This is a genomic window from Microcoleus sp. PH2017_28_MFU_U_A, from assembly GCF_020738035.1.
Taxonomy (GTDB): domain Bacteria; phylum Cyanobacteriota; class Cyanobacteriia; order Cyanobacteriales; family Microcoleaceae; genus Microcoleus.
Map to the genome: position 1 here is coordinate 95,388 of NZ_JAEQCX010000021.1, position 21,229 is coordinate 116,616.

Consider the following 21,229-nt stretch of genomic DNA (forward strand, 5'->3'; position numbering starts at 1 on the left):
ACAATCCATGAGCCTCATTGTATTTGGCAGTATCAACATTGACCTCGCAGCAAAAACTCCCAGATTGCCGCAACCTGGGGAAACTATCATCGGTAGCAATTTTTTCACTGCCGGCGGCGGTAAAGGAGCAAATCAAGCCGTAGCAGCGTCGCGTCTTGGAACTTCGACTCACCTGATCGGGCGTGTGGGCAACGATAAATTTGCTGAAGAATTATTGACAAGTTTACAATCCTATGGTTTGAATACAGAAAATGTATTAATAGATAAAAGCACTCATTCAGGTGTGGCAATTATTGCCGTAGACGATAGCGGTCAAAATAATATTATTGTGATTCCGGGTGCAAATAATAATGTTGGTGATGCAGATATAGAACGTCTTAAAAAAGTGTTGTCTGAAGCTACATCTTTGCTGTTACAGTTAGAAATTCCGCTGAAATTTGTTCAAAAAGCTGCGAAAGTCGCCCGTGAATTGGGGGTGCGAGTGATTCTCGATCCGGCACCGGCTGCGGGGGATTTGCCGATCGACCTTTATCCCCTAATTGACATTATCACACCGAATGAAGTGGAAGCTGGACAGTTATTCGGTTTTCCGGTGAATGACACAGAAACGGCGATTCGGGCAGCTAAACAGTTGCAGCAGCGCGGTGTCGAGAATGTTATTGTCAAATTGGGCGATCGCGGGGCGGTTGCTGTGACTGCGGATGAGAGCTTTTTTGTGCCTGCTTTTGCTGTGAGGGCGATCGACACAGTGGCTGCTGGCGACGCTTTTAACGGCGGGTTGGCTGCGGCGCTAGATGGCGGGCGATCGCTGTCGGAGGCGGTGGTGTGGGGCTGTGCAGCGGGTGCTCTGTGTGCAACTAAGGTGGGTGCTCAGGTTGCTATGCCCGATCGGGCAACTTTTGATAAATTTTTGCAGCATAATTTAGCAGCAGAATTTAGATAAGACGGCGGTTGAAACCGCATCTACACAAACGATGTCCGCCTTCGCGGACTGAAGAGGATAACATAATTTTAACTGCCCACTCTTCAACCCGCGGAGGCGGGTTTTGCTTGTATAGACGCGGTTTCAACCGCCCAGTCTTCTTGAATTTGTAAGGTGCCCCGAAGCACAGCCTACTGTGGCCGCTGAATAATTGTTTCAACTACCCGGCGCTTGACTTTTGGATCGATACCAATCAGCCGCACGTATTCCCCGCCGTGTTCCGCCAAGCAAGTTTCTAACGATACAACCACATCTTTTTCCTGTGCCGTTTTAATTGTCGCACAACTTTGCCAGGAACCTGTTTTAAATCGGCGATTGTCTGCATATTCCATCCCTATTTTGCAGCCCCTTGCTAATAACTGTTGCACTTGTTCCAATACCTCGCCGCTCAGCCGCGCAGCTTTACTGTTACTAATAGTTGAAGTTGGCTCGACATAAGCCTTATAATATTTCGATGAGGGGTCGTTTTGTTGATTTTGTGTTGGCGCAGCAGCCGGGACATTGACAGTTCCAGGAACGTTAAACAGCCGTGATTGGTTGTATTCATCTACCAAGCGCATTTCCTGTACCCGCTTTTGTTGACCAACCATTGAACTACCCATTTCTAATAAATGAGCGAGGCTGAAATTAGGGTTCGGGAAATCTGGCTGTGCTTCCAGAGTGTTGACTAAACGCTTGGAAACTTGCTCGATTCCTATCTTGTGGATGAATTCGCGGATTTGTTCGTCGTAAATGCGCGATCGCAAAGCGCTAAAAAAGTCGATCGCCTGATCTGCAAAATTATCTACCAAACCCACTATCTCGGTTTGTGACAAATTGTCAGACTCAAAAATTCCGCTGACAATCCCAATTTTATCATCCCGGCTGGGTTCCCAATAAAACTTTTCCATCCGCCCGTCGCGAATCAGCGGCGCGTACAGGGTAGCAAAATCATTTCCGGTGACAATAATCGGCACTCGGTGCAGCGGCGTGCTGTCATAACTTCCCGGTAACTGCACGTTAGTGGGATTGTCCGCAATATTCATCAGAGTGGCATTGACCATCTGAGTATTTACAGTATATTGAGTCGTAGTATCGAACCTGCCAGCACCGGCATCCAAATCGTTAATAAAAATTGCACACATCTCGCCCCGCACTCGAATTTGCTCCGCAGCTTCGCGGTAGCGCAAACGAATTAAACGCGCCGGATCTCCGGCATCGGGACTTTCTAATTCTCCACCAGATATCATCACCGGTTCAAAGCCCATTCGCCGAAAAACCAGTTCGGCTTGAAATGTTTTACCTTCTCCTTTGCGGCCGTGAATTCCCAAAATTAGGGGAACTCTTACCCCAGGCAAATTTAAAAAGTTCTTAGTGACGTGCACCGCAACTTTATCGAGAAAGTTAGGAGAAATGTAATAACTCATCAGTAGATTTGTGAGGGATTTATTGCTGTTACTGTTACAATTTTATGACAAAATTAACAGCCTGCAACGCGAAGCTGGATTTTTACCGTACAATCTAGTTCTACATATTATGTGTTAAGGAGCGATTCGTGAGTCCAGAAACCTTACTAAAAGAACCAAGCGTGCAAGCCGAAGCCAGTTTGTTCAGTTCTGAGGGCTTCGACAGTTATGTAATGACTACTTACGGGCGTTTTGCGATCGCCCTGGAACGAGGCCTCGGCTGTCGCGTTTGGGATACCGAGGGCCGCGAATATCTCGATTTTGTGGCGGGTATTGCTACCTGCACTCTGGGACACGCCCATCCGGCGATGGTGGCAGCGGTAACTCAGCAAATTCAGACGCTGCACCACGTTTCTAATCTTTACTACATCCCCGTACAGGGCGAGCTGGCAAAGTGGCTTGTAGATCATTCTTGCGCGGACAGAGCTTTCTTTTGCAACTCGGGTGCGGAAGCTAATGAAGCGGCGATTAAGCTGGCGCGCAAGTACGCCCACGAACAATTAAATATCTCGAATCCGACCATAATTACTGCTGTTGCTAGTTTCCACGGGCGGACTTTGGCGACGATTACGGCGACGGGACAACCTAAATATCAGAAGGGTTTTAGTCCGTTGGTTCCGGGATTTCACTATGTTCCTTACAATGACATTAGTGCGATCGAACTGGCGATCGAGCAACTCGACAAAGACGAACGCCAAGTAGCTGCAATTATGCTGGAAGCGCTGCAAGGTGAAGGGGGAGTTCGTCCCGGAGATATCGCCTATTTCCAACGGATTCGGGAAATTTGCGACGAAAAAGGCATTTTGCTAATTCTCGACGAAGTGCAAGTCGGGATGGGACGCAGCGGTAAATATTGGGGTTACGAAAATCTCGGTATTGAACCGGATATCTTTACCTCTGCGAAGGGATTGGGCGGCGGTATTCCGATCGGCGCTATGCTGTGCAAGTCTCACTGCGATGTGTTTGAACCGGGAAGTCACGCGAGCACTTTTGGCGGCAATCCTTTTGCTTGTGCTGTCGCTTTGTGCGTGTGCCAAACTTTAGAACGGGAAAACCTGCTGGAAAACGTCCAACAGCGCGGAGCACAGTTGAAAGCTGGCCTCAACCAACTGGCGGCTGCATATCCGAATTTGATTGCTGAGGTGCGGGGCTGGGGCTTGATTGTCGGGCTGGAATTGCAGGCTGATATTGCACTGACATCGGCTGATATTGTTAAATCTGCGATCGCCGCTGGTGTGCTGTTGGTTCCCGCCGGGCCGAAGGTGTTGAGGTTTGTTCCACCTCTAATTGTTTCTGCTGCTGAAGTCGATCGGGCTTTGCTTGCCGTTGAGGAAGCGTTGCGCTCTCAAGCGGTACACTAAAATCTACTGGGTTGATTTTTGTGAGCTGTAGCGCTGCAACTGGCGCAATATGCAGAGGCGCTATTCCTGAGAAACCCGGTTTCTTAGCCTCCTGTCGTGTTCGATCATCGCAATCAGATGCGTTCGTAGTGCGGACTGAAGTCCGCAGCATCAGAGCGGACTTTCGGGCGCACTACAAACCGTTTTTGTTATGGTAATCGACCGGACATGATATCAGTCCCTATCAGGGTAAAAGTAAACCCGCCCCGCTGCAAGTCTGTCGGGGCGGGTTTTATCCAGTTTAGGACTTGCCCGGAAACCAGTTTTTTAGGCAAATACACTGCGCTGTGACGATGTGTATGCTGCAAAAACCGGGTTTTTTTAATACTTCTAGATAAGTCTTAAAGTTAATAGACTCCCGGTTGGGAATTTTTAACCGCTTTTGAATCCCGATCGACACAAAAAATATCTCAAGATAAAATTGAGTTTTATCCTCGACTAGAATATTGTCTGTGAAACCCGCCCCGAAACACTGACGACGCATTAGACCGGAATTTGGCTAAAGACAACGGGCACAATAATACTATTAGTGATTGTAGGTGCTAATCTCGCTATCAGCCTGTCTGTTGCCACTTGTGAATCCTGGTTTAACTGATTTCATCCTTTAAGGTCTATAATCCGTCGGAGACTCCTACCTCCGGTTCGAGAGCCAAATTGAAACAGTTCCTAATTTCATTGGCTGCACAGAAGCAGCAATCCTATCGTTAATAGTTCGGCGGAATGCACGATGGACGAACAGCGTCGCGAAACTGATGTTAATATGCTCCGAGCGCTGCTGGAAAATCCTGTGGACTCAGGAATAGATTTGATTTTGAGGACTGACTCAAAGTCGATCGACTTTGGGTTTGTGCAAATGCTGTACTTGGAAGAGCCGGCACTGACACGAGACAGCTTGCTCAAAGCTGCAAAATTCTTTCAAAGGACGATCGCACCCTTAGAATCTGCTAAGAGCAATGCTAAATTGCCCGGAACCGGGGCAGCATATCTGGCTTTTTTAGCAGAAGTATTGCAAGCAGTGGCGCGCAACCCTGATTCGCAGCACGTGTACGCGCTGCTGAGAAACAATTTAGACAAACTCGACCAGAATTTCGCAGATTTGCTGCGCCGCTGGGCAACTTTGGTACTCCCTACTGCCCCAGAATCAGAGGCGAGGCGCATTGCGGCCCTAATTGGCAATCTGAGCAACAAAATTGGGCGGTTTCCCCTCGGTAGCAAGGCGAATAACTTGGAAATCGAAATCGCCGGTTACGAAACCGTGGCTAAGGTGTTTACCCGCAAAGACTTTCCCCAAGAGTGGGCAGTCATGCAAAATAATCTGGGCAATGCTTATACCGATCGCCCCAAAGGCGATAAGGCTCAAAATATCGAACAAGCCATTGCTTGCTTTGCTAATGCCCTGCAAGTGCGAACTCGCGAACAGTACCCGGAACAGTGGGCGACGCTGCAAAACAATCTGGGAAACGCTTATAGCGAGCGCCTCAGGGGAGATGCGGCCGAAAATCTCGAAATTGCGATCGCCTGCTATCAAAACGCCCTACAAGTTCGCAACCGCGAGGGTTTTGGAGGAGATTGGGCAAGCACTCAAAACAATCTCGGCCGCGCTTACAGCCGCCGACTGCGCGGTGACAAAGCCCAAAATCTCGAACAGGCAGTCGTTTGCTACCACAATGCCTTGCAAGTCTACAACCGCAAGATGTTTCCCCGGCGCTGGGCGACGACTCAAAATAATTTAGCAAATGCTTACTATGATTTCCTGCGGGGGAATCGGGCAGAAAATCTCGAATACGCTGTCAACTGCTACCAGAGAGCTTTGCAAGTGCGGACTAAGGAAGCTTTTCCGCTGCAATGGGCGACGACTCAAAGGAATTTGGGCCGGGTGTTTATCGATCGAATTAAGGGCGAAGGAGTCGAAAATCTGGAAATGGCACTCACCTGCTTTCAAAATTCTTTGCAAGTCTACACTCGCATCAAATTTCCCGAAGCCTGGGGTTCGATCCAAACTTACCTCGGCAGGATCTACAGTCTGCGGGTGAAAGGGGAAAAAGCGGAAAATCTGGAAATGGCGATCGCCTGCTATCAAAATGCTTTGCTCTTTTGCAACCGCCAAAAAACTCCCGAACGCTGGGCAATGCTCTGTGCCTACCTCGGACGCGCTTTCAGCCAACACGTGAAAGGCGAAAAAAACCGCAATCTCAAAAGCGCGATCGCCTGTTATCAAAATGCAGCCCAAGTCTACACCAAACACGGATCTCCCCACCGCTGGGCCATGCTGCAAATTTATCTGGGCCGAGCTTTTTCGGAACTGACGGAGACGGAAAACTCGTCTCGCATCGAAAGCGCGATCGCCTGCTATCACAGTGCCGGCCAAATCTACACTCGCGAAACCTATCCCCACCGTTGGGCACAAATTTTATTTTATTTGGGTGAAGCTTACCGAAGGCGAGGCGAGTTGCTGCGCGCCTACGGCGTTTTTACTACTGCTGTCGATACTGTGGAATTCTTGCGGAGCGAAGTTGGGGTTGATGCGGCCGATTTGGGCGATCGGGGAAGTAACTCAAAAGCCAAATTAGTCAGCACCTGGAGAGGACTCTATAAATCCCTCGTACAAGTTTGCCTAGAACTCGGCCCGGGCCAGCCGGAATATTACGCTAAAGCCCTGGAATACGCTGAACGCCACAAAAATCGGAATTTGGTAGAACTCCTGGTTAAATCCCCCCTGACCCCAAAAGGCGACATTCCGGCAGCGGTACGCAGCGAGTTGGAGTCATTGCAACTGGAAATAGCAAGGGAACAGCGGCAGCAACAACAGCGACAACCCGAACCCAGCACTAGCTTGATTTCTGAGGGCGACAGCCCTGGTTTGAACAGCGGTTCTCTGATGCCGAACTCCGATTTTATGCACTTAAATCAATTGTGGCGGCAGTTTGATGGGTTGATTGCGCGCGAGGTGCAGGCAAACGACCCTTTCTTCAGCTTAGCTCGCAAAGTTGAACCCATTACTTTCGAGCAAATTCGCCAATTGTTGCCTGATGCCAATTGTGCTGCTGTGGTGTGGGCGAGTTTGGAGGATTTGGTAGTGGCTTTTGTGGTGGTGAAGAGTGCAGAATATCCCGCCGTTCACCTCTGTGCCGCGGGAAATGCTTTAGCTGCCGAAACTTGGGCCGGAGAGTACCTCAGCGCTTATTCCGAGCAAAAAGGTCGCTGGATCAATCATCTCCCGGCTCGCCTCAAACGCTTGGCCGCGCTGTTGGAAATCGATCGAGTGGTGGCGCTGATTCCGGAAAATTGCGATCGGCTAATTGTGGTGCCGCACCGATTTTTGCACGCTTTGCCGCTCCATGCTTTGCCTTTGGGGGTGAGAGACGGGTTGGAGGACACCGGGGCAATTTTCAGGTCTCATGGCGGCGATCGCAGCGGTTTCGATCTGTTGGATACGCACAACAGTTCGGATTTTTCTCACAGTTCGTCCTTTGGGGAAATTTCACCTCCTCCTGCTTATTTGATCGATCGATTTGCCGGAGGAATTCGCTATGCTCCTAGCTGCCAGCTATTGCGGTTGAGACAAATCGCGCGCAGCGCAGCTATCGGCCGCTACAGACCGAATTTGCAGCACCTGTTGGCAGTTCCCACTTTCAGCAGAGATGCGCTTTACAGCAACCTGGAAATCGGCAATATTTCCCAGTGTTTTTCCAGTACAGAAATTTTGCGGCAGAAGCCAGCAATTAAAGAGGCTTTTTCTCGATCGATATCTGTAAATGATGGGAATTCATCCGCGAAAATAGGACAAGTGCAGCAGAAAAAATGCGCTCACTTTGCTTGTTTGAGCGTGCTTGATTTCGCTTTCCCGCTCAAATCAGGCGTATTTGTGAGAAATGATACTATGACTTTGGAGGAAATTTTTAATTTCGATTGTCGGCAATACTTTTTAGTTACTTTATCGGCTTGCGAAATTGCAGCAGGCTCAGTCAGCGGTACTGAAGATTTTGTCGGTTTGTCCGCGGGTTTGTTGTATGCTGGCACATCTAGTGTTGTCAGCAGCCTGTGGAAAGTGAATGATGTTTCAACGCTGCTGCTGACGAGCAAGTTTTATGAAAATCTCGGGCGTTTTCCTCGATTGCAAGTGGGAGATGTGGCGCGATCGCTTGCGGAGGCTCAAAGGTGGCTGCGGGATTTGACAGGCGAGGAATTGGAGGTGTTGCTGGCGGATTTTCAGCCTCAAATTTCGCAAATGTTCGATCGGCTTTCACAAAGTTCTCGCCTGATTGCTGAAGCATCTTTACAGCAAATTCGCAACCGCAAACCCTGTCCTTTTGCCAATCCTTATCACTGGGCAGCTTTTACTGCTGCTGGAGTTTAGTCAGTTGACAGTTGATAGTTGACAGTTGACAGTTGTCATTAATTATAGCCCAGATTCCGCAGATATTTAAACAGAATTGATGGTTGTCAAGTTGAAATATTCAAGCCTGAAATATTTATCCAGCAAGCATTTCAGGCTTTTTTGGTTAAAAAATATTGAGTCAGGATAAAAGAGGTAAAAACCATGAATGATCCTCAAGGAGCCATAACGCTCTTTCGTCACTTTCATGAGAGTAAATTCTCGAAGACACGACAGCAAAGGATCTCTTCCCAAACGATCCCAACAAAGGAAGGTGTTAGAAAATCGCTCCACAAAGCCATACTAGATAAGCATTATCAAATTATGGTCATATTTTTACTGTCTGAGAGTGATGAAGGAGCGATAACAGTCCTAAATTTAGGCTATTTAGGAATACTAGGGCGTCGGTTCAGTAAAAGAAATTGACACTCCTCGGCATAGTATGTATGTTGATGTAGACCTTGGCCCGGCGTTGCATGAGGACAAAAAAAATGGTTGGCGATCGCGATCTACTGTCGCCCTCATGCGAGAACCCCTACATAATACATATTTCGTTCTTTTTGTCAAAATATTCTACTGTACCGACGCTCTAGTATGAGAAATTAGGTTAAGAAATCAACAAATAAACCGACAATACGGTCGGTATTTCAGATGTTTTAAGCCGTACACTTAGTCAATCTAAATGGAGCCGAACAGGTGAGCAACTTAACAAAAAACAGGATATATTGCAATACCGTTTACTTAAGACCGCCCTGAGGGTAAAACCCTATGAGAAATAGATACGGAGATTGCTTTCCTTCGGATCGCGAAAGCTAACGTTCCTCTCTTCGGACTATTCTAAGTAAACCGTATTGGGATATATTGAATTATTTAGGAAACGTTTGCAGTGAATATTTTTTAATAGTTGAAGATGGATAAGGATGAAAATAAACCTGAGAATATAGTTGAATAAATCCCAATAATTAGCAAGGCAAAAATCATGTTGCCGGAATTGTGATATCTAATTTATGGCAAATTAGCTCAAAGATTCCACAAATGAATATATTAGGAAATATCTGTAAATTCAAAATTCTTGTATATCTCAAAAATCTGACAATAATGATACCAAAAGTAGACAAGGTAGGCGCAGATGTTTTTCATACAGTGAATATATGAAAAACCTTAATCATCAAAGCCAGAACTGCGGAATATGGGCTAAAAACTCTTTCTTAAAAAAATAGGGCAAGCCTAAGCCCGCCCTACAAATCAGATTAAATCACTTTACACATTAATAAGTTTCAACGTGCCAGCGATGCTCTTTCTTCAACTGTTTTTGATAGCCAGCCCAGTCAATGCCGTGCTTGCTAGATGCAGCAGACATTCCCTCATCAATGCCGCCTTCCATGCCCTTCAAACCACAGATGTAAGTGTGAGTTTTCGGCTTTTGAACCAATTCCCACAGTTGGTCTGCGTTCTCTTGAATCCGGTTTTGAATATACATCTTACCGCCGTCAGCAGTCTTTTGCTCGCGGCTGATCGCATAAGTTAAGCGGAAATTATCGGGGAATTCGCGCTGCAATTGCTCCAATTCTTCTTTATAAAGAATGTTGGGAGTGTAAGCAACTCCAAAGAACAGCCAAGCTAAACCTTTGAACTTGTAACCAGGATTATTTTCTTTAAACATCCGCCACAAATAAGCGCGGAAAGGAGCAATACCCGTACCAGTAGCCATCATAATCACGGTGGCATCTTCGTCATCGGGTAACAACATTTCTTTCCCTACCGGGCCAGTGATTTTGACATCAGCCCCAGGTTCCAAACCTGTGAGAAAAGTCGAACAAACGCCGAATACTCTTTCGCCACTTTTCGGGTCATTGTACTCCAGCCGGCGAACGCACAAAGAGACAGTTTTGTCGTCGAGGTTGTCGCCGTGACGGGTAGAGGCGATCGAGTAAAGTCGAATTTTGTGAGGTTTACCGTTTTTATCGGTTCCATCGGGAATAATCCCGATACTTTGACCTTCTAGATAGTGCAAATTGCCACCAGAAATGTCGAAAGTGACGTGACGAACTGTGCCGTCGCCGCCTTCTCTGACCATTTCTTCTGTAGAGATGCACTTACCAATATAGGGATTGGCCGGTTTGTAGAGGTTAACAGGAACCTGAACTTTTTCCTTTGCTTGAGTCATGGGCTTAGTTTTTTCTCCAGATTTCTGACTCTGTAGCCCTGCTTCTGGTGCGACTTTGCCATTAGTAGTTTCGGGAGCGCCGTTTGAGGGGCGGATGCTGACGATTTTGCCACCCATGCGAGCAATTCTGCGCATTTCCTGATTCATGCGATCGTACGGCACGGAGATAAACACGCTGCCGCTACGGCGAATCGGGTGATTTGTTTCGTCAGTTGCTTTGCTCTGACGCATACCCTCCACTTCGTAAACAAAGATGCGGCTGCCTGATTCTGAGTTGGCCGCTACACCAGATATGCTTGGGCTGTACATTTGTTGCTTGTCCTTCACGATACAGAGTTATAAAGAAAGAGAATGTGACGTTAGACTCAATTTACTTTTTTCTTAAGGCCACCTGGACTAATTTGCCCGCGCGAATCTTTGGGCATTGCCGCGCAGGCGGGAGTGTCAAGTTGAGATCGCTCTGCCTCTAATTCCCGATTAGCCGATCGCCGCCCTTGGTCTCGCCCGGCTGCATTCAGGTGTTGACCTATAGCTATTGTTGTCTGCGTACTGCCAATATTTTACCCGATCGGGGGATCTGCCCCGATAACTCGTTCTGATTTGGGGAGAGGGGGAGAGGGGGAGAGGGGAATACGGCTCAAGAAATATACAATTTAAATGCTGTCTTGCTGAAAGTAGGATTTAGCTAAATGACGTTGAGCTTGTAGGGGGCGGACGCATTCTGGTAAGATTAACCACTAAAGTTAGTATTAATTTCTTGCCTTGAAGATTGCTTGGGTCTTCCCGGACAGGCAGTCAACTGACTGCTGTATGCTGGTTAGTCCTCGATCCTCTCGGGGTAGCAAACCCGCAGAAAGCCTGCTTGTAGCTACCTGCGGGCTGAAATTTTTTGGAATCTAGACTTCAGTTACTTAGTAAACAGTGATTTTGTTAGAGGGAAACTATGACCAGTAAGCCGGATCGCGTGGTTTTAATTGGCGTTGCCGGAGACTCCGGCTGCGGAAAATCTACTTTTTTGCGCCGATTGACAGATTTGTTCGGGGAAGATTTCGTGACTGTAATCTGCCTTGACGACTATCATTGTCTCGATCGCAAGCAACGCAAGGAAACAGGGATTACCGCCCTTGACCCCAGAGCGAACAATTTTGACCTGATGGCCGAGCAAATGAAAGCGCTCAAAGAAGGTCGGGGAATAGACAAGCCGATTTACAACCACGAAACCGGTCTGCTCGATCCTCCTGAGCGGGTAGAGCCGAATCACGTGATTGTGATTGAGGGGTTGCACCCCCTTTACGACGAGCGAGTGAGAAATCTCATCGACTTCAGCGTCTACCTCGACATCAGCGACGAAGTAAAAATTGCTTGGAAAATCCAGCGCGACATGGCGGAACGGGGCCACCGTTACGAAGACGTGCTGTTTGCGATCAATGCTCGCAAACCAGATTTCACAGCGTACATCGACCCACAAAAGCAATATGCTGACGTGGTAATTCAAGTATTGCCGACCAACTTGATCAAAGATGACAAAGAACGGAAGGTTCTGCGCGTCCAAATGATTCAGCGCGAAGGTATCGCCAACTTTGAACCTGCGTATTTGTTTGACGAAGGTTCGACAATTAACTGGATTCCTTGCGGCCGCAAACTGACTTGTTCCTATCCCGGAATTAAGATGTACTACGGCCCAGATGCTTTCTACGGCCACGAAGTCTCGATTTTGGAAGTAGACGGTCAGTTCGAGAATCTCGAAGAAGTGATTTACATCGAAAGCCACTTGAGCAAGACTTCTGCGAAATACGAAGGCGAGTTGACTCACCTGTTACTCCAACACCGCGAATATCCTGGTTCCAACAATGGAACTGGTTTATTCCAAGTATTGGTGGGATTGAAGATGCGGGCGACTTACGAAAAGTTGACTGCAAAAGAATCAAAAGTTGCTGTTAGTGTTTAGAACTCTGACTTGACATCCACCCCGACCTGAAGGTGCGGGGATTCCCAATCATCGCTAATTGGGTTTCTGCTTCATAGCACCAGCCTTCCGAGACTTACTCTCTTCGGGTCTTACAGTTGCTCCGCAGACTGAAACGGCTAGCCCAGCCGCCAAAATGTTCTTTGCAGCATTGATGTCACGATCGTGGTTTGTCCCGCACTTGGGACACTCCCACTCGCGAATATTCAACGGCAATTTCTCAACAATGTGACCGCAGTTTCCACAGCGCTTAGAGCTGGGAAACCAGCGGTCTATTTTTATTAATTCACGCCCGTACCAATCGCATTTGTAACTTAGCTGGCGAATCAATTCACCCCAACTAGCATCGCTGATGGCAAGAGCTAACTTATGGTTTTTCACCATATTCTTGACAGCCAAATCCTCAACTACAATCGTTTGGTTTTCACGAACGAGTTGAGTCGTTAGCTTGTGCAAGAAATCTTTACGCACATCGACTATCTGTGCGTGGACTTTTGCCACCTGTCTCCGGGCTTTTTCCCGATTGTTGCTTCCCTTTTGCTTGCGTGCTAACGTTTTTTGCTTTCTTTTTAACTTTTTGCGAAGTCTCTTAAAGTGTTTGGGATTGGCGATTTTATCGCCGTCGCTAGTAGCAATCAAACTCGTAATCCCCACATCCAATCCGATAGTTTTATCTGTTTTTGGAAATGGTTGGATTTTATAGTCGTCTACTAATATGGATACAAACCAAAGCCCAGCAGGCGTTAATTTCACTGTAATCGTAGACGGAATGCACCCTTGGGGAATTTGTTTGCTCCAGCGGATAGGTAGTGGCTCGTTACATTTAGCCAAAAATACCTGTCCGTTTTTCCAGCGGAAGGCAGATTTGGTAAATTCAGCACTGCCACCGTTATGCTTTTTCTTGAAATTAGGATATTTGGCTCGTCCTGCAAAGAAGTTGGTGAACGCTGTCTGAAGGTGGCGCAAGCCTTGTTGAAGAGGTACGCAGCTAACTTCATTCAAGAAATCAAGTTCTTCCTCTTTCTTCCAGTTCGTCAGCATAGAGGAAGTTTCGCTGTAGCCAACTCTTTCTTGGCGTTCGTACCAAGATTCCGTGCGGTAAGTCAAAGCCTTGTTGTACACTAGCCGGGTACAGCCCATTGTCCGTCGCAAGAGGTTTTCTTGCTCGCTGGTGGGATAGAATCGGTAGCGATAGGCTTTTTCCATATCTTCACAGCCTAACACGTCTTTTGTGATATTAGCTCTGTGTTGTATGTTTTTGTAAAGCCGTCGAGCGAAGGACGGGGTTTCCACCCACTTTTTTTGATGAAAGATTTGAGAGGCGCGAGTGCGCCTCTTTTTTTTGTGGGTGAAATGAACGGCAGATGGTGATATTGGCACAGCGAATAATTAAGGCGTAATACGGTTCATTTAAGAACTATCTGACTTTTTAAAAATGCCTGTATTGCCTATGAAATCGTGAGACGAAATTCGTAAAAAATCTTTAAGCCAAGCCTATTGAGTTAGGGTAGAGTATTTGGCAATAGAGAGTTTAAAAATGTTTTTCCGGCTTGATTGAGGGAAGTTCTACTTTTTTGAATTATCTAATTTGATGCAACCCTGTGTGAATATCGATTAAGAATGCCAAAAACTTTACTGCTACACCATTACCTCCTCCAGTAATAGCTTCATTCGATTGCCGATCGCCCCGACATTGGGTTCCAGTAAAATACTGAGATGGTCTCCAGGTACATCGTAAATGGTCAGACCGTCTTTGAGATAAGGTTTCCAGCCTAGATCCGGATCGAGGATGACACTTATGCCATCTTGAGAATCCTGTGCTCGAAACATCACTACTTTGCCAGCATAGGGTTTTGGCGCGTAAGCTCGTTCTGCCAGATCAATTATCTTCTCTCTGATCAAATAGTCGGTGGTGTAAGACATTGACTCTGTAGGTTCTTTCACCTTGTTGTCTCGCCCGATCGTCTTGCGGGCCAGCATTGTCATTCCGTCTGTAACTGTCGTTATTTTATCGACGACACTACTGACGATGTAACCTACGCCCTGCTTAGCAATTTTTTGGACATGGAAGCGCAGCCGCTGCTGAATGGGTAGGGGCTTGTAGGCAGAGGGCAACATGGAATCAAACATCACCAATAACGCTGTTTCCTGTCCTTTAGCTGCCAATTTTTGAGCAACCTCAAAAGCAACAATACCTCCAAATGACAAACCACCCAAATAATAGGGGCCTTCTGGTTGCACCTTCACGAGTTCATTGATGTAATAGTCTGCGATCGCCTCAACCTGATTGACTGGCCCGTGCACGCCATCTTTAACAACAGCAATTAAGCCATATATCGGCTGATCTAGCCCTAAATATGGAATTAACGGATGATAAATAGACACTCCTTCAAACAGAAAGAGTGGTGGCTGAGAACCTTTCGGTTGAATCTCGACAAGAGAAAGGCTTTGGTTGGGGATATCGCCTTGACGTAGAATCTGGGATAGTTGCTTGATGGTTGGGGCTTGGAAGATAATCGATAGTGGGACTTTCTGCTGGAACTTTTGGTCAATTTTGTCAGCTAAGCGAGCGGCTAACAGGGATGTACCGCCTAAATCCATGAAATTATCCGTAGTGCCGATCGGCTTAATATTGAGTATCTGCTCCCAAATTTGAACAAGTTGAGCTTCTAGTCCATCAATAGGCAACACAACTTCACTATTTGTAACCAGATCGGCAACCTGAGGTTCTGGAAACCCACGGCGATCGACCTTACCATTGGGCGTCATCGGGAAAGAGTCCATCACTACAACCGCTGCCGGAATCATGTATGCCGGTAGTTTGGTTTGTAGAAAACTACGCAATTCAGACACCTGAATTGGTTGTCCAGGCTTCGGAATGATATATGCCACTAAGCGCTTTTCACCGGGTACATCTTCCCGTGCCAAAACTATACCTTGCTGCACAGATGGGTACTGTTCCAAATAGGTTTCAATCTCTAGTAACTCAATCCGAAAACCTCGAATTTTTACTTGAAAATCGATGCGACCAATAAACTCCAACGTTCCATTGGGTAAATAGCGGCAAGTATCCCCTGTTATGTAAAGTTTGTCTCCAGGTCGATCGCTAAATGGATTAGCAATAAACTTACTTGCAGTGCGTTCTGCCAAGTTGAGATATCCCCTCGCAACCCCTGGGCCGCCAATATACAGTTCTCCAATGTCGCCATCGGGCACAGGATTTAGGTTTTCATCCAGAATGTAAATTTGGCTGTTGGGAAGGGGACGACCGATCGGAATGTCTGCTTCACTACTGAGATCGTAGCCTTCAGCGATCGGGTCATAAATGGTGGCCGTCACCGTAGTTTCAGTCGGCCCGTAGGTATTGAGCCAACGAGGATATTCCCCTACCAATTGTCGCCATTCAGCATACAGAGCGCGAGAGGCTTTTTCTCCGCCCACAATCACCAATCTCACATCTGGGGACATGGGAACACCTAGCAATGAGAGTCCGCTGACGAGACCATGCCAAAAAGCAGTTGGCAAGTCCAGAATAGTAATACGTTCTTGCTCAATAAATTCGAGGAATTGGCGAGTAGAGCTAATACAGTCTTCAGTTCGCAGCACGATTGTTGCACCACTTACCAAGGATGGAAAAACTTCCTCAATGATGATGTCAAAGCTCATGCTAGAGAATTGCAGTACCCGATCGCCAGCCTGAAGATTAAATGCCTGTGCGATCGCCTTGCTGTGGTGAACCATGCCCCGGTGAGTAATCATTACACCCTTGGGATTTCCCGTCGAACCAGAGGTGTAAATAACATAAGCCAAATGCTCGGGCGTTGTCAGCAGAGACAAATTTTCAGTGCTGTATGGCGCCATATCGTGCCAGTCTGTATCTGGACAAATCACGCGAGCATTGTGTTCGGGCAAAAATTCAACCAGATGCTGTTGAATCAAAATGAATCGCACAGCGGCGTCTCGTAACTTGTACGCTCGACGTTCGTGGGGATAGGCTGGGTCGATCGGCACATAGGCCGCCCCAGCCTTCATCACCCCCAAAAAGCAAATCACCATTTCCATGCAGCGATTCATAGAGATAGCAATCAGTTCATCCGGTTGCACTCCTAGTGCTTGGAGGTAATGGGCGAGCTGGTTTGCGCGTTGATTTAAGGCATCATAGGTTAATTCTTGCCCTTGAAATGAAAGGGCGATCGCATCAGGAGTCTCCTTAACCTGTGCTTCAAACCATTGATGGATACTCACATAGTCAGATGGAGTTCGATCGACTTGAGAGTCCTCGACAGAGGAAATATCCTGACTATGTAATGGAAGATCGACACAGACATCGTGGGTAGTTTTTAGTGCATCAGTTTCCTGGTTGGGTAAGTACCCATCACGACTCGTCAAAACATCTTGAGAATTCATCATATTTTTGATTTAAGTAGAGTGAGGGAGATTAAGAGAGGCACCCTAGGGAAAATTCCTTATCGCGCATTGATCCAGATCACAGCTTTTTGTGGATTGCTTATTTAGCAGTCTCGAAACTGTCACATTGCAGTAATAATACGTATATGACGGCGCGAATCAATGTGCTTTTGGGGAACGGAAGTTGTTTCTGGATAATTACTTTTTGTCCTGTTTTAATTATACGGCTTATTAATTGATCTGGTCTAGATCAAGACTGTTTTGGCAATCATCTCATTGGCGATCGGGGGCGATCGGGAGCGATCGCAGTAAACAAGCAAAGCACTTTAGCTACCTTACTCCTTCAGTAGAGCTAAACTGCTTTGCCTGTAAGTATTTCAGCTATTTACATTTTTTTGTATGCCTTAAAAATTTGTACCTTTACTTAAGTTGTCACCAATAGGAGACGGTGCTTGGAAGTAGAGAGGTTAAGAATATTTGTCCGGCTTCATTGAGATCGTCATTTAGGGAAAAGTTTAGACTGCGAACTCGCAGATCGCCATTTTTTATGTCTAGTGGCTGTTTGAGGTGTTCCGGGTAGATAAGAATTGCATTTTTACAGTTTACTGCATTGGCGTAGGCAACTATTTGATGGCGGTCTCCACTGTCTGCTCGATCGGGAGCTTTGTATTTGGTATCGAGGACGTATTGGACTTTACCTGTTTCTATGTCGCACAGCAGTAAGTCAATGCAATCGGAGTAATTTTGGTCATGTGTGACCGTGTTTTTTTTCTTGACAAAGAAGCCTTTTGGTGTATTAGCCTTGAGCCATTCAGCGACAAACTGTTCATATAAACTAGCCATGTTGATCAGAAAAGGGAGCATTTCGCGATCGCCCATTTCGTGACTGGGCCCTGTGTTATCTAAAAAAAACCGACAGAGGGCGTGTAAAAGTTGATAATCTTGATTAAGACGGTGATAAGTGCGATCGATACAAGCTTCAGGTTTAAAAGATGTGAGAGTCACAAATCCTTGGAGTGCGTGAAAAGCTTTTCGCACCGTCGATGAGACAGATTCGCGGCACAAACCGCTGCGGCCAATAATGAAGAGTGTCCAAGCCAGAATTTGATTATCTTCGATATCGCCTGTTTGTTCGTTATAGTGACATTTTAGTTTAACCTCCCAAGGTTTTTGCACAGCTTCCCGGACATCGATGCGACCGCGAATATAGGAAAGTTTTTCTATTTTTGGTAAGTAATCGCGATATAATCCTTTGCGACAGCGTTCGAGAATTTTCAGCGCCAGGATGTTAGCTAATCGTTCATATACTTGTTTCAAAGATTCGCACTCAATCTGTCCTTTCGGAAAACTTATCTTAAGTTCGTAGGCATACTCAAGCATTCCGAATAAATTTGCGATCGGAACTTTGGGTTTGATCACAATGTGAAATTGTGGAGTAATTGGAATATTGCCAACTCGGCCTTGAGACTTTAATTGCCATTTATATTTTGTTTTAGGGTTGGGAAATTCAATATCTATTTCCTTAGCATAATTCTGGTAGATTTTCTCTCCTACTGATTGGGGGATTGCATCTCGCTCAAAGGTCGCTAATTGATATTCTGTGAGTTCGATAATTTGGGGTGATTCTCGTTTCATAGAAATACGGTTCAGTCAGTAGTTGTCATTGCGAGGAACGTTAGCGAAGCGATCCGTAGGAAAGCAATCGCAGTATCTATTGTTCACACAGTTTTCCCTCTAGGACTCTCTTAACTCAACCACTTTGTTTCATAGATGCTGTAACGGCATATTTTTGGTAATGGTAGCGTTAGATGCTCAATTGCTCAATTTGTCTTTGATTTTATCCCAGAGAAATTCATCCATTTTTGCCTGGTTATCAAAGAAGTATTCTTCGAGGTATGGCTCAATTTCCATTTGCCAAATATCTTGGATATCTTCAGCTAAGGTTTTTGTCAAAAAGAAGGAGATGCCTAATTCATAATGTTTGTTGTTAATTGCCACATTTATATCTTTTAAAATACCAATTAAGCGATTTAATCTAGCAATTGGAAAACCTGTTTGCCATGTTTTGTGATAGTGACGCAAGACTTTATAGTTAGGAGATAGGGGGATGAATGCAAAGCGGCGGCGGAGTGCGTTATCAACTAAGGCTATAGAGCGATCGGCAGTATTCATTGTACCGATGATGCAGACATTTTTAGGTATTCTAAATAGTTGACCGCTGGCTAGTTTAACAGTGCGATCACGATCGTCCAGCAAATACATTAATTCTCCAAATACCTGAGATAAATTTGCACGATTAATTTCATCAATAATGAGAACGCAAGTGTCTTGACGAGACTCAGCTTTTGTGCAAAATTCGAGTAATCTGCCGGGAACTATGGGATATGTTAATTGCCCATCTTGACTTTGCGGACGGATGCCTTGAATGAAGTCTTCATAAGTATAAGCTGGATGAAATTGAATAAGGTCTGAAAAGCCGTCACCGCCGCCGATTAAGTGTTGGGCTAGTTTTTGAGCGAGGAAGGTTTTTCCGGTTCCGGGCGGGCCTTGGATGATGGCTTGTTGCTTGCGGTTAATGGTGCGTATCCAGCGGTTGATTTCAGATGTTTGAAAACCTGTTAGTTCCGACATTTCTTGGAGATTGTAGGCTCGATTAAATTCTTTGTTATATACTAAAAAATATTCATTTACAAGAAGAGATAAGTTATTCTCATAAACATTAAAAAATAAAAACAATGGAAATAATTTTTTAAAGGTTTGTGCTATTTTTGCGATTAACTGTTTAGCAGAATATCCTAATACCTCTGGTGATTCTAGTGAGACAGCAACCTGAATGTTATTGACTTTAGGTGTGATTAATAAATTCTTGGGTATTTCTTGCCAACAAAAAATCTCTTCTAGCAAACTAAAAACAGATTGTGAATTTTTAATTTTTACGAACCTATAGTCTTCAAGTAGGTAACGATAAGAATGAAGGTGGCGATTTAACTCGCAAAAATTTTGATGGGGCAGCTTGTATAATTCAAGCAAGGTTTTCCAGGAATTACTTCTACATTGAGAGCTATAATTGTCAATGAATTTTTCCAAACTTGTTATTTTTGAGTAAAATCCAAAAGTGAATTTTTCAGGTTCAATATTTAGCATTAACTGCGCCTTATCTAAAGAATTTATATCTCCCAGACCCAAAGCTACACTGTACGATATTGATGGGAATCCTTGGAATAGAAGGAGAGAACCAAATTGGTCAATCCTGAAATTTATATAATTTTTGATAAAATCAGGTAACAGCTCTTCCACCTGGCTTAAAATATACTTTAATGGATTTTCAACATATTTCAAGAAAACTTTTTTGTGTTCCCTGTAAAAATCAGAGCTGGGATTATCATTAAATTGTGCCACTAGGTTAAATGTGTTTTCTGAAAAAGGACATTCAGGATGTACAAAAACTTTTTCCATTTTTTCTGTATTTTTAAGATGACTTAATTGCTGTTCTTAACTTATTGTAGCCGATCGCACTTAACATACAAAGATTCCAGAAACTTAACAGCTTCATCAAGCACAGCTTCCGGTAACTGTTCGAGAATCGCGATCGCCCTTTGACGAGTTTCTCCATCCACTGCTGTTGGTAGCTGCGATTCAGTATCTGCTAAACTGTTATTTTCAAATGGCTTTTGCTTCGATAAAGCCGTTTCTTGAGTGACCAAGACACCGACATCTGCCGGAAGATTGACAGTTTCACGATTGTAGTATTTAACAACCAGATTTGTCACATTCATCGCTACCCGCTGATTAAATTTAAAAAACTCTGAAAAAGTGCGATCGCCGCGGGTAGTCTGAAGTAAATGTTCTCCAACTCGATTCACTTCTGTTGTAAAAATAAATTTTTGTGTATCCGTACCAACAGACAGCACAACCTCGTGAGTGTTGGGGGCGATCGCAGATTGAATAGACAAAACTTGCACTTTCATCGTCTTAATGAGTAAACTGCTTGAAGGTTCCAGTAATTTAAAAACTCTGTTAATTCCATTTTATATTTTGTAGCATTCCAAGGGTCGCGAATCATAATTTTTCCTGTATCATCAAGCCCATCAACAATGACTATATGACCCAAGTCAGCTAAAGTTTCCCACAAAATAGCAGCCCAAGAACCAGTAGTAATTAATACCTCAACTATTTCATAATTTGTGGCTCCAGGAATAGAAATAGTACCGCCCAACCAAAATCTAGAACTGCTTGTATCGAGAGTATTGAGTGCGATTGCTAAATCTTCAATATTTACAGGAACTCCAGTTTCAGCCGCAATTAAAGATTGGTTTGCACCATAAACCCCGCGATCGCCCAAGAGCATTGCACCGCAAGCAGGGCCACATGATAACTTATCTTGTTGTTGGACAACAGCCCGATCGGCTATTTCATCAATAACTTGCCAATTGCCACCAGCCCCAGACAATCCTACCATAACATCAGTTTATCGTTTTTGACTGATG

General features: G+C 45.4%; 13 protein-coding genes. 4 read left to right on the top strand and 9 right to left on the bottom strand.

Annotation, left to right across the window (positions count from 1 at the left end):
* The first annotated feature begins 7 nt into the window (after positions 1 to 7).
* Positions 8 to 943, top strand: coding sequence for a ribokinase (gene rbsK, locus JGK14_RS00575; RefSeq protein ID WP_325314576.1), 936 nt, complete (start codon positions 8 to 10; stop codon positions 941 to 943).
* A gap of 170 nt (positions 944 to 1,113) precedes the next feature.
* On the opposite strand, the gene JGK14_RS00580 is transcribed toward rbsK, so the two are convergent.
* Positions 1,114 to 2,388, bottom strand: a complete 1,275-nt coding sequence (locus JGK14_RS00580) for a ribulose bisphosphate carboxylase small subunit (RefSeq protein ID WP_325314577.1) — start codon at positions 2,386 to 2,388, stop codon at positions 1,114 to 1,116.
* Between the two features lie 128 nt (positions 2,389 to 2,516).
* On the opposite strand from JGK14_RS00580, the gene JGK14_RS00585 reads away from it, so the two are divergent.
* A complete protein-coding gene (locus JGK14_RS00585) occupies positions 2,517 to 3,788 on the top strand; it encodes an aspartate aminotransferase family protein (RefSeq protein WP_293174276.1) in 1,272 nt (423 codons plus the stop codon).
* A gap of 280 nt (positions 3,789 to 4,068) precedes the next feature.
* On the opposite strand, the gene JGK14_RS00590 is transcribed toward JGK14_RS00585, so the two are convergent.
* Positions 4,069 to 4,311: a hypothetical protein gene (locus tag JGK14_RS00590; RefSeq protein ID WP_293241334.1), complete on the bottom strand. Its 243-nt coding sequence runs from the start codon at positions 4,309 to 4,311 to the stop codon at positions 4,069 to 4,071.
* A 243-nt stretch (positions 4,312 to 4,554) separates the two neighbouring features.
* Between JGK14_RS00590 and JGK14_RS00595 the strand changes: the two genes are divergently transcribed.
* Entirely contained in the window at positions 4,555 to 8,184 is a 3,630-nt protein-coding gene (locus tag JGK14_RS00595) for a CHAT domain-containing protein (RefSeq protein WP_293189304.1), read from the top strand.
* Between the two features lie 1,285 nt (positions 8,185 to 9,469).
* On the opposite strand, the gene petH is transcribed toward JGK14_RS00595, so the two are convergent.
* Positions 9,470 to 10,678, bottom strand: coding sequence for a ferredoxin--NADP reductase (gene petH / locus JGK14_RS00600; protein ID WP_293174283.1), 1,209 nt, complete (start codon positions 10,676 to 10,678; stop codon positions 9,470 to 9,472).
* Positions 10,679 to 11,312: 634 nt separating this feature from the next.
* On the opposite strand from petH, the gene JGK14_RS00605 reads away from it, so the two are divergent.
* Positions 11,313 to 12,317 (top strand): phosphoribulokinase, encoded by a 1,005-nt coding sequence (locus JGK14_RS00605; RefSeq protein ID WP_293174286.1) that lies wholly within the window; start codon positions 11,313 to 11,315, stop codon positions 12,315 to 12,317.
* 54 nt (positions 12,318 to 12,371) lie between these two features.
* On the opposite strand, the gene JGK14_RS00610 is transcribed toward JGK14_RS00605, so the two are convergent.
* The 6 genes from JGK14_RS00610 to JGK14_RS00635 all read right to left on the bottom strand — a co-directional run bounded on the left by JGK14_RS00610 (position 12,372) and on the right by JGK14_RS00635 (position 21,201).
* Positions 12,372 to 13,541 carry an RNA-guided endonuclease InsQ/TnpB family protein gene (locus JGK14_RS00610; protein ID WP_293174389.1) on the bottom strand — a complete coding sequence of 390 codons (1,170 nt, stop codon included), beginning with the start codon at positions 13,539 to 13,541 and terminating at the stop codon, positions 12,372 to 12,374.
* A 432-nt stretch (positions 13,542 to 13,973) separates the two neighbouring features.
* A complete protein-coding gene (locus tag JGK14_RS00615; protein ID WP_325314578.1) occupies positions 13,974 to 16,745 on the bottom strand; it encodes a non-ribosomal peptide synthetase in 2,772 nt (923 codons plus the stop codon).
* Between the two features lie 429 nt (positions 16,746 to 17,174).
* Positions 17,175 to 18,377 (bottom strand): McrC family protein, encoded by a 1,203-nt coding sequence (locus JGK14_RS00620; RefSeq protein WP_293223840.1) that lies wholly within the window; start codon positions 18,375 to 18,377, stop codon positions 17,175 to 17,177.
* A 177-nt stretch (positions 18,378 to 18,554) separates the two neighbouring features.
* Complete coding sequence (locus JGK14_RS00625) at positions 18,555 to 20,198, bottom strand: McrB family protein (protein WP_293223838.1); 1,644 nt, start codon at positions 20,196 to 20,198, stop codon at positions 18,555 to 18,557.
* A gap of 41 nt (positions 20,199 to 20,239) precedes the next feature.
* Positions 20,240 to 20,710, bottom strand: coding sequence for a hypothetical protein (locus JGK14_RS00630; protein ID WP_293174298.1), 471 nt, complete (start codon positions 20,708 to 20,710; stop codon positions 20,240 to 20,242).
* Positions 20,707 to 21,201: a papain-like cysteine protease family protein gene (locus JGK14_RS00635; protein ID WP_293223836.1), complete on the bottom strand. Its 495-nt coding sequence runs from the start codon at positions 21,199 to 21,201 to the stop codon at positions 20,707 to 20,709. Before JGK14_RS00635 ends, JGK14_RS00630 begins: the two co-directional genes overlap by 4 nt.
* Between the last annotated feature and the right edge of the window lie 28 nt (positions 21,202 to 21,229).

Bases quoted from the DNA above. Each gene is read 5' to 3' on its own strand.
- rbsK (WP_325314576.1), top strand. From the start codon at position 8: ATGAGCCTCATTGTATTTGGCAGTATCAACATTGACCTCGCAGCAAAA.
- JGK14_RS00580 (WP_325314577.1), bottom strand. From the start codon at position 2,388: ATGAGTTATTACATTTCTCCTAACTTTCTCGATAAAGTTGCGGTGCAC.
- JGK14_RS00590 (WP_293241334.1), bottom strand. From the start codon at position 4,311: ATGCGTCGTCAGTGTTTCGGGGCGGGTTTCACAGACAATATTCTAGTC.
- JGK14_RS00595 (WP_293189304.1), top strand. From the start codon at position 4,555: ATGGACGAACAGCGTCGCGAAACTGATGTTAATATGCTCCGAGCGCTG.
- petH (WP_293174283.1), bottom strand. From the start codon at position 10,678: ATGTACAGCCCAAGCATATCTGGTGTAGCGGCCAACTCAGAATCAGGC.
- JGK14_RS00605 (WP_293174286.1), top strand. From the start codon at position 11,313: ATGACCAGTAAGCCGGATCGCGTGGTTTTAATTGGCGTTGCCGGAGAC.
- JGK14_RS00610 (WP_293174389.1), bottom strand. From the start codon at position 13,541: ATGGAAAAAGCCTATCGCTACCGATTCTATCCCACCAGCGAGCAAGAA.
- JGK14_RS00615 (WP_325314578.1), bottom strand. From the start codon at position 16,745: ATGATGAATTCTCAAGATGTTTTGACGAGTCGTGATGGGTACTTACCC.
- JGK14_RS00620 (WP_293223840.1), bottom strand. From the start codon at position 18,377: ATGAAACGAGAATCACCCCAAATTATCGAACTCACAGAATATCAATTA.
- JGK14_RS00625 (WP_293223838.1), bottom strand. From the start codon at position 20,198: ATGGAAAAAGTTTTTGTACATCCTGAATGTCCTTTTTCAGAAAACACA.
- JGK14_RS00630 (WP_293174298.1), bottom strand. From the start codon at position 20,710: ATGAAAGTGCAAGTTTTGTCTATTCAATCTGCGATCGCCCCCAACACT.
- JGK14_RS00635 (WP_293223836.1), bottom strand. From the start codon at position 21,201: ATGGTAGGATTGTCTGGGGCTGGTGGCAATTGGCAAGTTATTGATGAA.